This window comes from Amycolatopsis sp. NPDC005961, assembly GCF_040629235.1.
GTDB lineage: Bacteria > Actinomycetota > Actinomycetes > Mycobacteriales > Pseudonocardiaceae > Amycolatopsis > Amycolatopsis camponoti.
In genome coordinates this window covers 1-12,669 of record NZ_JBEXVF010000079.1, presented here as the reverse complement: position 1 = coordinate 12,669, position 12,669 = coordinate 1, and the positions used below count along the sequence as shown (strand labels likewise).

Here is a 12,669-nt window from a genome sequence, read left to right as displayed (position 1 = left end):
GCGAACCCGAGGCGCCCCACCCACCAACCTCCCGCGCCGGGCGCATCGACCCCCGATTTCGTGAATACTATTCAGTTTTTCTCGCATTTTCGCTCATCTGAGCGAAAATTCTGTGAGCCAGGACACCCCCAGCGCAAAAGGGAGGCAAAAATGCCCTTCTTCCCATGGTTCTCCCCACCCGTCGCGATCTAGCCTGGGCGCCATGGAATTCGCCGTCGCGCCGACGGATGCCGGTATGGCCGCCGCCTTGGAGGAATTGACCGTCGTTGTCGGCGGTCATCGGCACAGCGCCCTCGCGGCCGGGCCCGAAACGGGCGAACTGGTCCTGCTGCTGCACGGCTGGCCCGAATTCGCCGACGCCTGGACCGAGCAGCTGCACGCCCTCGGCGAGGCCGGCTACCGCGCCATCGCCGTCGACCAGCGCGGGTACGCCCGGCAAGCGCGTCCGGACGGTGTCGAGCACTACTCGATCGAGCACCTGGTCGGCGACGCCCTCGCCTTCGCCGACAGCCAGGGCGCAGACCGGTTCCACCTGGTCGCGCGCGACTGGGGCGGCATGGTCGCCTGGGCGCTCGCCACCGCTCATCCCAGCCGGCTGCGGTCGCTGACCGTGCTCTCCACCCCGCACCCGTCGGCGCTGCAGCGCGCGGCCGCCACCGACGACGGGCAGTTCCACGACCTCGGCTACATCCGCTTCTTCCGCCGCGGCGTCGGCAAAGCCGAGAAATTCCTCTTACGCGACGAAGCCGCGCAATTACGCGCTGTCTACAACCGGCGGATTCCGGCCGAATTCGTCGAGAGCGCCGTCGCCCGCCTTTCCGAACCGGGCGCGCTGACCGCGACGCTGAATTGGTACCGCGGCGCGACGAACGACGTATTCGACGTCCCGGCCGGCCGCATCACCGTCCCCACCCTCTACCTGTGGGGCAGCGAGGACCCGTACCTCGGCCAGAGCGCCGCGGAGCTGACGGTCCACCACATCGACGCGGAGTACCGCTTCCAGATCGTCGAGGGCGCGAGCCAGTGGATGGCGATGGAGGCACCCGACGAGGTGAGCGCTCACCTCCTGGACCACCTCCGGGAGCACTAGCCGGTCTTGCGGACCAGCCCCGTGTAGCCGACCAGCGCGAGCGTGGCCAGTGCCCAGATCGCGGCCTGCACCAGCCAGATCGCCACTGTGAAGACCTGTCCCGCGCTGATCCCGGTGTTGAGGTCGCACCGCCCGCGCACCCCCGGCGACAGCGGCAGCCCGCGATCCAGGCCGACGCCGATCAGCTCCACGGTCGTGCACGGCGTCCCGGCGGCGGCCGTCAGGTCCGCGGTCCGCTCGGCGGCGTGGTGCCGCCCGTCGCCGACGTGCCCGGCCCAGAGCCCCAGTCCCCCGGCGGCGACCACGGCGAGCAGCAACGCGGCCGCCGTCCGGCGGGCCCGGTAGCCGTACCCGGCCAGCGCGCCCCACAGCCAGTGGAACCGCCGGGCCGGCCAGCCGCCGATCGCTTCGGGGGATCGCCGCTGCAGGTCCCGTTGCTGGGCGATGAGGATCTGGCGCGCGTTGCCGTCGTGCCCGGCGGCTCGTTCCGACGCGGCCAGCCGCTGGTACGGCCCCGGCCGGTAGGTGGCGGTGTGCGAGCGGATCACGTCCAGCCACTCGCGCCAGGTGACGTCACCGAGCGAACCGAACCGGAAGCCGTCGAGGTCCGCCAAGCCGCCGGAGAGCAGCGAGGCGGGCAGCAAGACCGGCCCGTCGACCACGGCGTCTTCGAGGCTCAAGAGGGTATCGGTGGAAACGATCTCCGCGCCGGTGAAGCTCAGCTGCCCCGCGATCCGGGCGCCCAGCAGGCTGACCGTGGCGGGTTCGCCGGTCCCGGTCGCCCGTAGCTCGGTCAACCACACGTTTTCCCGGACTCGGCACCCTTCGGCGACCAGCGCGGGCCCGGTCTCGTTCGCGAGCACGGCGCTGTCGAGAGCGAGCCGGCCGGCGACCTCGGCGCGGTTCAGGGCGAGTGCACCCCGGGGGCCCACCCCGGTCAGCCGCACGTCGTTGAGGTCCAGGGGACCGTCGACGTGCAGGTCGTCGGCGTCCAGCGCGGGGCCGGCAGCCGAGGTGACCCGGGCGCCTGCGAAGTTCGCGTGGCCACCGACGCGCGCACCGTCGAGGTCGACCGTGCCGGTCGCCGTCAGCCTGGTCAGGCGCAGGCCGCCGTCCACCCGGAGCCGGTCGCCGCCCAACGCCACTCCGGTGGCGTCGGCGAGTTCGGCGTCCGTCAGGTAGAGCTCACCGCTCACCTGGGTGCCCATCAGGCTGAGCGTCCCGCTCGCCCGCAGCCCGATGGCGTGGACGCTGCCTTCGATCCGGGCGTTGTCGGCGCTCAGCGCGCGGCCGCCGGAGTTGGCGAGCACCGCGCCGCCGAGGTTGACCTGCCCCTCGATGCGGGCGCCGAGCAGCGAGAACGCCCCGGTCACAGCGACCCCGGTCGCGTACAGGCCGCCGGCCCGGAGGCGGTCGGCGCCGACGGCCGGGCCACTGTCGTTCACGAGCGTGGCGTCGCCGAGGTCGAACTGGCCGCCGACCCGGGCCCCGAGCAGGCGGATCGCGCCGGTCACCGTGGCGCCGGCCAGGTTCAGGTCGCCGTCGACCACCGCGCTGTCGGCGTGCACCGCGGGCCCGGATTCGTTGGCGAGCACCGCTTCGCCCAGGAAGACCTCCCGGGACACGTGCGCCCCGAGCAGGCGGATCGCGCCGCTGTCGCCGGCACCGGTCGCCCGCAGGCCGAGGCCTTTGACGGCCCGGCATTCGAGGTCGTCGAGGTACAGCGCGGGGCCGTCGCCGCTGTGGATCTCCGCGCGGGCGAAGACGGCGAGGCCGTCGATCCGGGCGTCCCGCAGGCAGATCACGCCGAAGTCCCCGGAGCCGGTCGCGCGGACTCCGGTCAGGTCGAGGTCGTGGCCGATCCGGACGGCGGTGCCGTCGAGCCCGGCGATCCGGCTGCCGGCCAGGTCGAGCCACGGGAGCCGGGCGTGTCGCGCGCTGATCGCGTTCACGAGCACGCACTCGACGAGCGCGAGGCCGGTGCCCGCTTCGACGTGGTCGAGGTTCAGCGTCCCGGCGATCCGGGCGCCCCCGAGCCGTACCCCGCGAGGGTCCACCGGGCCGCGGAGGCCGAGCAGCAGCTCGCGCAGCACCACGGCCCGCACCGGGGCGTCGGTCACGTAAGCGTCGCCGCGACGGGCCGCGTCGACCAGCTCTCGCTCCGCTCCGGTCAGCTTGTCGAGGACGGGCAGCGTCACCCGGGTGGCCGCAGGGCGTCCAGCAGCAGGTCCGCGTAGTGGTCGCCGACCTGGCGCGCCGACAACGTCCCGCCGCGGCGGTACCACGACCCGAGGTGGTGGACCGAGCCGAAGAAGAAGTCGACGACGACGTCGGCCGGCTTGTCCGTGCGGAACTCGCCCGATTCCTGCCCTTCCTCGACCAGGCCGCGGAAGCGCTCGTGGTACTTGCGGCGCTCGGCGCGCACCGCCTTCTGCTTGTCCGGCGACAGCTGGTGCATCGACTGCAGGAAGATCGTGTTGTCGTCGAGGTTGTCGATGCTGGACACGACGACGTCGGACGCGGCCGCGGCGAGGCGTTCGCGCAGCGGCGCGCTCGACGAGGCGACGCTCTCCAGCTGGCGGGTCTGCTCGCGCAGGACGCGGGCGTAGATCTCGTAGAGGAGGTCGTCCTTCGAGCCGAAGTAGTGGTACATCGCGCCCTTGGTGACGCCCGCGGCTTCGACGATCTCCTGCACGGACGTGCGGTCGAAGCCCTTCTTGGCGAACAGCTTCGTGGCGTGCTCCAGCAGCCGGCGCGGCACGGCGGCCTGGTCGTCACCGCCCGCCTCACCCGGCTTACGGGTGCTTGCTCGGGTCACGGCAAGTACCCCCTCTCGAATCAGGACGCATCAGGATAACGGCTCAGTCCCGCCAGGACAGGAACCGCCGCGGATTGTCCACGAGCATGGTCGTGATGTCCGTTTCGGACACCCCGCGCTCCCGCAGCGCGGGCAGCACGTCCCGCGTGATGTGCAGGTAGTGCCAGTTCGGCGTCAACACGGGCAGCTGGTCCTCGGGCAGCCAGTCGATGTAGCAGGACGCGTCGTGCGAGAGCACCATGCTGCCCGCGTAGCCGCGTTCGCACAGCGCCGCGACGGTGTTCACCCGCTCCTCGAACGGCAGCAGCAGGTCGAGCCCGAAGCGGTCCATGCCGAGCAGCGACCCGCGGTCGGCCAGCTCGGTCAGGTAGCCCAGGTCGGTCGAGTCGCCGGAGTGCCCGACCAGCACGCGGCTCAGGTCGACGCCCTCGTCTTCGAAGATCGCCTGCTGCTCCAGCCCGCGCTTCGTGCCGGCGTGCGTGTGCGTCATGATCGGCGCGCCGGTCTCGACGTGGGCCTTCGCCACCGCGCGCAGCACGCGCTCGACGCCCGGGGTCACTCCCGGTTCGTCGGTGGCGCACTTGAGCAGCCCCGCCTTGACGCCGGTGCCCGAGATGCCCTCGCGGATGTCCCCGACGAACATCCCGACGAGCGGGTCCTCGCCCTGCAGCATCGTGCCGGGCCCGCGGAAGTGCAGGTAGTGCGGCACGTCGTTGTACGTGTATAGCCCGGTCGCGACGACGATGTTGACCTCGACCTCGGCGGCGACCCGCTGCACGCGCGGGATGTAGCGGCCGAGGCCGATCACCGTCGGGTCGACGATGGTGTCGATCCCGGCGTCCTTCAGCTCTTTGAGCCGCCGGATCGCTTCGGGGACGTGCTCGTCCTCCTTGAACCCTTCGTGCTCGGGGTAGTTGACGGCGAATTCGGGGCTCAGCACGAAGAGGTGTTCGTGCATCAGGACCTTGCCCAGCGCTTCCGGCGCGATCGGGCCGCGAACGGTTTCGACCATCAGCCCCTCGCTCGCAGTTCGCGGCGCAGGATCTTGCCGCTGGTGGTCTTCGGCAGCTCGTCGAGGACTTCGATGGTGCGCGGGTACTTGTAGGCGGCGAGCCGTTCCTTGCACCAGGCCACCAGCTCCGCCGGGTCGGCGGTCACGCCGGGCGCGGGACTGACGTACGCCTTGACCGTCTCGCCGCGGTACTCGTCGGCGATCCCGACGACGGCGGCCTCGCGGACGGCCGGGTGCGTGTAGAGGACGTCTTCGACCTCGCGCGGCCAGACCTTGAAGCCGGACGCGTTGATCATGTCCTTCTTGCGGTCGACGACGTAGACCCAGCCGCGCTCGTCCATGAACCCGATGTCGCCGGTGAGCAGCCGGCCGCCGGGCAGCGCCTCGGCCGTCGCGTCCGGGCGGTTCCAGTAGCCGGAGACGACCATCGGGCCCTCCACGGCGATCTCGCCCGGCTGCCCGAACGGCAGCTCTTCGCCGTTCTCGCCGAGGATCCGGACGATCGTGTCCGGCACCGGCAGGCCGATCGAGATCGTGCCGGACTCCGGGTCGATCGGCGCTTCGAGGGTGCCGGGGACGACGACGCAGCCGGCCGTCGTCTCGGTGAGGCCGTAGCCGTTGTGGATGTAGTGGCCGGTCTTCGCGCGAAAGGCCTCGACGACGGCGGGCGGCAGCGCGGCGCCGCCGGAGTAGAGGAGCGCGAACGACGCGAAGTGGTCGCTGCTGAAGGACGGGTGGGCCATCAGCGCCATGTAGGCCGTGGACGGCCCGACCGTGTACGACGGCCGGTGCTCGAGGAAGGCGTCGAGCACCACGCCCGCGTCGAAGCGGTAGGCGAGGGCGAGCGTGCCGCCGATGTCGATCGCCGAGCCGACTTCGCAGACCATGCCGGTGATGTGGAACAGCGGCGCGAGCCCGAAGAGCGTCGAGCCCTCGGGGAGACCGCTGAACGAGCCCAGGCCGGCGGCGTTGATGCCGATGTTGCCGTGGGTGTTGGTGGCGCCCTTGGGCGTGCCGCTCGTACCGGAGGTGTAGCTGATCAGCGCGGTGTCGTCGAGGGCGAACGCGGGTTCGGGCGGCTTCGGGCCCGGGGTGGCGGCGGCTTCGAGGAGCTCGGTGGCGCCCGGGGTCTCTTCGCGGGTGACCTTGCCCAGCACGCGTTCGTCGTCGCGCGTCTGGAACTCCAGCTCGCTGGTGGTGAGGGCGATGCCGACGCCGTTGTCGCCGGCGGTCTTGCCGATGTAGGCGTTCCAGCCGCGCTGCGAGCAGACGACCGCCTTGACGCCGGCGTCGGTGAAGACGTGGGTCAGCTCGCGCTCGCGGTACATCGGGTTGACCGGCACCACGATCCCGCCGGCCTTCCACGCGCCGAGCAGGGCGATGACGAACTGCGGGATGTTCTGCAGCACCAGGGCGAGCCGGTCGCCGCGGGCGAAGCCGTGCTCCGTGAGGTACCGGGCGACGCCGTCGGAGAGCTCGTCGACCTCGCGGTAGGTCAGCCGCGCGTCGAAGTAGGCGATCGCGGCCCGGTCGGGGACGTGGTCCACCGCCCGGCGGAACGACTCGGGCAGCGTCGTCGGCTTCGCCGGTTCCGCGTCCCGCACCCGTTCGTCGTAGCTCGCGAGCCAGGGCTTCGCGTCGTACCAGCTCATCCAGTGACCTCCTTTGGACACCGACCGGTCGGTATGCCGACGCTAGGAGGCCGTGGCGGTCCGCGTCAAGACCCGGCTCCGCCGTGGAAATGCAGAAGCCGCGTTTCACCACTGAATACGGACGCCGGTTCGAATTGGTTCAGCTTCTCTCCTTTTCTCGCTTCACTCTGGACAAATCCCTGGTGAAGCCGCCACGATGACATCCGCGGCCGGCTCGGCCGCACCATTCGGAACAACCGCGCGCTGCCCGTGTGGACCCTCTATGTTCACGCTAACTTGGAGTGATTCATGCCTGCTACCGGTGGACGACACCGTCTCTCGCGCCGGACGAAGATCGCGACGGCGGCCCTCGGCCTCGGGATCGCGGCCGGAGCGCTGGTGATCGCGACGACCGTCGGCGACCCGGGCGCCGCCAACGCGGCCGGCGCCGCTTCGAGCGGACAGATCACCTGCCCCGACGTCGCCTCGCGACTCCCCGCGATTCCCGCTCAGGCCCAGGCCGAAGTGCAACGGAACCTCACCCTGCTGAACACGCAGATCTCCGAAGCCAACAACCGCCTTGTCAGCACCGCCGGCCAAGGCGGCCCGAACTTCGTGCAGAACGCCATCCTCGGCCCGCTCGAGGACAAACGCGCGTCCACGATCGACCGGATCGCCATCGCCATCGGCCGCCAAAGCGAGAAGCCGCAGAACCTCGGCGGGCTCGCCGCGTGCTCGCTCGGCGGGCAGGCGAACACCGGCGCGGGCACGGTTACCGCCTCGACCGCGCCGGCGCAAGGCACGGGAAACACCGGGAACACGGGTGGCACCGCCGGGCAGATCTCCTGCCCCGACGTCGCCTCGCAGCTCCCCGCGATCCCGGCGTCGGCCCAGGCCGAGGTCCAGCGCAACCTCGACCTGCTGAACACGCAGATCACCGAAGCGAACAACCGGCTCGTCACCAGCGCCGGCGAGGGTGGCGCGAACTTCGTCCAGAACGCCATCCTCGGCCCGCTCGAGGACAAGCGCGTCGCGACGATCAACCGCATCGCCACGGCGATCGGCCGCACCGCCGACAAGCCGCAGGGCCTCGACGCCCTCGCTCCCTGCGGCTTGTGACGGTCAGCGGGCGACCAGCGCGCTGATCCGCAGGAAACCCCGGGTCTTCAGGGTGATCCGGACCTCCGTGGTGGTGACCGGCTCGAACGAGAACGTCGTCGGGTCGTTCGGCCCGGTCCCCCACGCGATCTTCAAGCCGCGCACCGGTTCGAAGCCGCGAGCCGTCCGGTACGCGACTTCGGCGGTCTCCGGCAGCACCAGCGTCGCGTCCACGACGAAGTTCGCCGTGAGCGTGCCGAAGCGCTGCGGCCGCGGCCAGACGAGCGACACCCAGTCCTCCGGTCGCGGCCGGCTCACCGCTTTCAGCGCCGCCGTCGCCTGCTTGACGTAGTGGTTCGACCAGCCGGTGGCCGGGTCGCCGTCCAGCATCGCGGCGGGCACCGTGTCGGGGGCGCCCGAATAGCTCGCGTCGGCGGCCAGGACGACCGGAACCTCCGGCTGCTCCACGGCTCGCGCGCCGGGACCGTTGCGTTGTCCAAAGTTCGTCCCCGGCAGTGTGGTCGTCCCCGGTGCCAGGCCCGGTGCGCTCGCCGTCACGGTGATCGCGCCCCGGCCGCCGGTCGCGGCGATGACGGCGACGGCCTGGCCGTGGAACGCCGGGATCGTCGGCTGCTGGTAGCTCTGCGCGAGTTCCTGCCTGCCGTTGTCCACACCGGCGACCCGACCCGGCCCGCGGACGGCGAACCGCAGCACCGGTTCCGCGCCGGGGACGACGACACCCCGGGAGTCCACGACCGACGCCCTCACGAACGCCATCGCGCCGTCGCCGCGCGGCTCGGCGGTCAGCGTGACCGCGCGCGGCGGCCCGGCCGTGACGAGCCGGTCGCGAGCCACCTCGCGCCCGCCGGAGCGGGCGATCGCGGTGAGCGTTCCGGGTTCGAACGGCACGGTCCACGTCAGGTGCAGCTTGCCGACGCCGCCGTTCGGGCTGGTGTAGCTGCCGGAGGGATCGTTCTTGTCGTCGCCGACGGGCTCGGTCGTCTCGAGGTACGAGCGTCCGTCCACAGTGGTCTTCCGGTCGAACTTCTTGACGCCGAGCGATCGTCCGTTGAGAACCAGCTCGACGGTGTCCACAGTGGAGTAGACCCACACCGCGACGGGCTCGCCGGGCCGGTGGGTCGTCCAGTCCATCGGGGTCAGGTGGACCATCGGCGCGGTCGTCCACTGGCTGCGGAAGAGGTGGAAAGCGTCCTTGGGCAGGCCCGCGCTGTCGACCGCGCCGAAGAACGACGTCTTGACCGGGAAGACGTCGTAGGGCGTCGGCTCGCCCAGGTAGTCCTGGCCGGCCCAGAGGAACTGACCCTGGCAGAACTTCCGGTCGCGGTCCTTCTTCAGCGAGTACTCGCCGCTGAACGTCCACGAGGCCAGGTTGTTGTCGTACGACGAGGTCGCGCGCTTGCCCGGTGTGTGGTTCTCCCCCGTGTTGAGCAGGTCCGGGTCCTGGTACGCCCCGCGCGTCGAGGTCTCCGACGACGACTCGGACTCGAAGAAGAACTTGTCCGGGTAGGCCGCGTGCAGCCCGTCGATCGACTGCGCGGTGTTGTAGTTGACGCCGAGCCCGTCGAGCTGCCGCAGGATCAGGTCCTGGGGCGAACCGGGCGCGGGCACGCTCCGGTAGCGGTCCGAGCCCATGATGACGGGCCGGGTCGGGTCGATCCCGCGGACCGTCTCGATGAGGTCCGCCGCGATGGCCGGGCCGCCGGCCATGGACGCGTCCGGCACCTCGTTGCCGATCGACCACAGCACGACCGACGGCGAGTTCTTGGCCGCGTGCACCATTTCGGCGATGTCGCGCGCGCTCCACGCGTCGAAGTCGCGGTGGTAGTCGAACTCGACCTTCCCGGTCCGCCAGCAGTCGAACGCCTCGACCATCATCAGGATCCCGAGCCGGTCGCAGGCCGCGACCAGTTCCGGGGCGGGCGGGTTGTGCGCGGTCCGCAGGGCGTTGACGCCCATCGCGAGCATCAGTCGCAGCTGCCGCTCCAGCGCGGCGGCGTCGATCACGGCGCCGAGCGCGCCCTGGCTCGCGTGCAGGTTGACCCCGCGCAGCTTCATCGGCACGCCGTTGAGCGAGAACCCGTGGTCCGGGTGGAACTCGGCGTGGCGGAAGCCGAAGGCGGTGGTCGTCGTGTCGAGCACGCGCCCGGCCACGACGACGTCGGTGCGCACGCGGTAGAGCCGGGGCTCCTCGACCGACCACAGCTTCGGACCCGCGACGGTCTGCGTGGTGACCGCCGTGACGGTCCTTCCCGCGGGCAGCGGCACGGTCGCGGAGCCCTTCGCCACCACGCGGCCCGCGGGGTCGGTCACGGCGGTGCGCACCTCGGCCGCGAGTGCCCCGCCGGAGTCGTTCACGACGTCCGTGGCCACCCGGACGGTGCCGCGGCCGGCGGCGATGTCGGGGGTGGTGACGAAGGTGCCGTGCCGGGCGACGTGCACCGGCTCGGTGACGACCAGCCGGACCTTGCGGTAGATGCCGCTGCCGGAGTACCAGCGGCTGCTGGGCAGCGGGTTCACCGCCCGCACGGCGAGGACGTTCGGGGTCCGGCCGTCGGTGTGCAGGCGGCCGGTGAGGTCGAAGGCGAAGCCGGTGTAGGCGTACGGGTGGTTGCCGAGCAGCTCGCCGTTCAGGTGGACGTGCGCGTCCGAGTAGACGCCGTCGAACTCGACCGAGACCCGCTTGCCGGCGAGCGAGGGCGGCAGGGTGAACGCCTTGCGGTACCAGCCGAGGCCGCCGCGGAAGAAGCCGGAGCTGCTGTAGGTACCGCTTTCGACGGGCGGGAGCTCGATGCTCCAGTCGTGGGGGACGTCGACGAGTTGCCAGCCCGAGTCGTCGAAGGCGGGGTCGGCGAACGGGCCGTCCGGGGCGGTGACGCCGTCGGGGTTCGCGAGGACGAAGCGCCAGCCGTCGGTCAGGTCGGTGGCCCGGCCGAGACCCGGCTCGGCGGCCTTCGCGGCCGGCGCGAGCGCGGAGGTGACGACGGCGGCGCCGAAACCGCCCAGGACCTGGCGTCTGCTCGGGGTGTGCGACATCGAACAGTCCCTTCCGGCGGCGACGCGGGCGGAAAGCACTATCGCACAAGGGTTTCCCCCGAGCCAAAGGGTTCGATAATTTCGAACTGGCGATAACCCAAGCGACCGCTTAGTATGGTCTCCGACTCGCTCCGGGAGGCAACTGTGTCCATTGTGGATGGTGTGCGGTACGCGGCGGACGGCCCGGTCGCCACGCTGACGTTCGACAAACCGGACCGCAGCAACGCGATGGACGTCCCGATGCAGGCTCGCTACGGCGGACTGCTGCGCGAGGCGGACGCGGACCCGTCGGTGCGGGTGGTCGTCGTCACGGGCGCGGGCAAGGCGTTCTGCCCGGGCGCCGACCTGGGGCTGCTCGACGGCATCGCGGCCGCTCCCCCGGCCTCCGGAGGCGGCCACGAGAACTTCCGCGACGTCCTGGCGGCGTCGACGGTGGGAATCCCGGTGGTGGCGGCGATCAACGGCGGCTGCGCGGGACTGGGGTTCGTGATCGCGTGCTCGGCGGACGTCCGCTTCGCCGCGGCGGGCGCGAAGTTCACGACGGCGTTCTCCCGCCGCGGGCTGATCGCGGAGTACGGGATCGCGAAGCTGCTGCCGTCCCTGGTGGGCGAGGGCCGGGCCCGCGACCTGCTGCTTTCGGGGCGGACGTTCACCGCGGAGCAGGCTTTCGACTACGGGCTGGTCCAGGAGGTGGTCCCGGCGGAGGAGCTGCCGTTGCGGACCCACGCGTACGCGACCGAGCTGGCGACGTACAGCGCGCCTCGATCGATGGCGGTGATGAAGGGGCAGTTCACCCGGGAGGCTTCGCTGTCACTGGAGGAGGCGGCGCGTGAGGCCACGGGGTTGATGATCGAGTCTTTCGGGCGTCCTGAGCTGGCCGAGGGGCTGGCCAGCTGGAACGAGCGTCGCGCACCGGAGTTTCCGCCCTACCCGGCGGGGTGAGTTCGCCGGTTGGCTTCGGAGCGTTTGAAGAGGTAATAGCCGACGACTTCGCCCTCGACGGCGACGTTCTGACCGGACGCCATCGAGGTGTCGCGAGCCTGCTGCCCCTGTTCGACGAAGACGAACGAACCGTTCACCAGCTCCCAGCCCTCCCGGCAGACGGAGTTGAGCACCACGACCGGATCGCTCTCCGACTGCCCCATGGCGCGGTCGATGATCGCGGTGATGATGCCCTTTTGGTTCATCACGCCGAGGGAGTACTGGAATACGTGGTCACCCCGGTCGAAGCCCGCTCGAGCGCGGCCGACCGGCGATCGCTCGAAGGTCTCTCGCTCCTTCGCGGCCTGCTGCACGCTTTTGCGTTCCTCCAGCTCGAGGCGCCGCCGCTCTTTCGCGGCCTTGTCCGCCGCCAGCTCTTCGGGCGTCTTCTTCTTGAGCAGCGCCACCGATGACCTCCGACCGTGTCGCACCTCCAGCGGGTGCCGTCGTGATGTCGGCGATCAAGCGCCGGAAGTTACCGGCCCACCCACCGACGATGGCGCGCGCGACGCCTTTGAAGCCCTCGACAGCGGCTTGGGACGGACCAGCGACGGCGGCGACAAGAAGCCCTTCTGGAACTCAGCTACGACTGGCGGACGTGACGCCGTCAGTACCCGGTCAGCGGCTTGAACTCCCAGGCCCCGTCGTCGTCACGCTCGCCCCGGCGCGCCGGGGCCGCGTGCTCGGTGAGGCCGTCGAACACCCCGTCGACGTCGATCAGGGTGGCCACCTCGTCGGCGACGTGCTGGCCGTGCCGGGTTTCGATGTCCTCCAGCCCTTCGCGCAGGGCCGTTGTGGCGGCGCTCCTGGCCTGGCTCTGCAGGGTGCCGGCCAGCTCCGCGGGGGTCGAGTCGCTCATGGCGCCAGCTTAAGGGTCGTGAGTGAGAAACTGGGCGTGTAACAGGTCCGCCAGCGTTTCCGCGTCCAAAGTGCGCAGGTAGGGGCGGAGATCCGGAGGGGGACTCACGCCGACCAGTCTGCCCGA

Annotated in this window: 10 protein-coding genes; 3 read left to right on the top strand and 7 right to left on the bottom strand. The window is 71.0% G+C overall.

Features of this window, described 5'->3' with window-relative positions; translation table 11 throughout:
• Positions 1-202: 202 nt before the first annotated feature.
• Complete coding sequence (locus ABZ342_RS41655; RefSeq protein WP_360485495.1) at positions 203-1,090, top strand: alpha/beta hydrolase; 888 nt, start codon at positions 203-205, stop codon at positions 1,088-1,090.
• Here the strand turns inward: ABZ342_RS41655 and ABZ342_RS41650 are convergent.
• From ABZ342_RS41650 to ABZ342_RS41635, 4 genes are read right to left on the bottom strand one after another with little or no spacing between them, the layout of a single operon-like run.
• A complete protein-coding gene (locus tag ABZ342_RS41650; protein ID WP_360485492.1) occupies positions 1,087-3,288 on the bottom strand; it encodes a hypothetical protein in 2,202 nt (733 codons plus the stop codon). The two genes, ABZ342_RS41655 and ABZ342_RS41650, sit on opposite strands and share 4 nt — an antisense overlap.
• On the bottom strand, positions 3,285-3,908 hold the full coding sequence (locus ABZ342_RS41645; RefSeq protein WP_155542934.1) for a TetR/AcrR family transcriptional regulator: 624 nt from the start codon (positions 3,906-3,908) through the stop codon (positions 3,285-3,287). The genes ABZ342_RS41650 and ABZ342_RS41645 overlap by 4 nt, the downstream gene beginning before the upstream one ends.
• Before the next feature lie 43 nt (positions 3,909-3,951).
• A complete protein-coding gene (locus ABZ342_RS41640) occupies positions 3,952-4,920 on the bottom strand; it encodes a phosphotriesterase-related protein (protein WP_360485489.1) in 969 nt (322 codons plus the stop codon).
• Positions 4,920-6,572 (bottom strand): AMP-binding protein, encoded by a 1,653-nt coding sequence (locus ABZ342_RS41635; protein WP_360485486.1) that lies wholly within the window; start codon positions 6,570-6,572, stop codon positions 4,920-4,922. The genes ABZ342_RS41640 and ABZ342_RS41635 overlap by 1 nt, the downstream gene beginning before the upstream one ends.
• A gap of 288 nt (positions 6,573-6,860) precedes the next feature.
• On the opposite strand from ABZ342_RS41635, the gene ABZ342_RS41630 reads away from it, so the two are divergent.
• Positions 6,861-7,670: a hypothetical protein gene (locus ABZ342_RS41630; RefSeq protein ID WP_360485483.1), complete on the top strand. Its 810-nt coding sequence runs from the start codon at positions 6,861-6,863 to the stop codon at positions 7,668-7,670.
• A gap of 3 nt (positions 7,671-7,673) precedes the next feature.
• Here the strand turns inward: ABZ342_RS41630 and ABZ342_RS41625 are convergent, their stop codons facing one another.
• A complete protein-coding gene (locus ABZ342_RS41625; RefSeq protein WP_360485480.1) occupies positions 7,674-10,703 on the bottom strand; it encodes a glycoside hydrolase family 2 TIM barrel-domain containing protein in 3,030 nt (1,009 codons plus the stop codon).
• Between the two features lie 144 nt (positions 10,704-10,847).
• Here ABZ342_RS41625 and ABZ342_RS41620 point away from each other — a divergent pair, with 144 nt between their 5' ends.
• Positions 10,848-11,645: an enoyl-CoA hydratase-related protein gene (locus ABZ342_RS41620; protein ID WP_360485477.1), complete on the top strand. Its 798-nt coding sequence runs from the start codon at positions 10,848-10,850 to the stop codon at positions 11,643-11,645.
• Here ABZ342_RS41620 and ABZ342_RS41615 read toward each other — a convergent pair.
• Together ABZ342_RS41615 and ABZ342_RS41610 are read right to left on the bottom strand one after the other, a co-directional pair.
• Positions 11,630-12,091 (bottom strand): hypothetical protein, encoded by a 462-nt coding sequence (locus ABZ342_RS41615; RefSeq protein ID WP_360485474.1) that lies wholly within the window; start codon positions 12,089-12,091, stop codon positions 11,630-11,632. The genes ABZ342_RS41620 and ABZ342_RS41615 overlap by 16 nt on opposite strands.
• Positions 12,092-12,291: 200 nt before the next feature.
• On the bottom strand, positions 12,292-12,543 hold the full coding sequence (locus tag ABZ342_RS41610; RefSeq protein WP_360485471.1) for a hypothetical protein: 252 nt from the start codon (positions 12,541-12,543) through the stop codon (positions 12,292-12,294).
• Between the last annotated feature and the right edge of the window lie 126 nt (positions 12,544-12,669).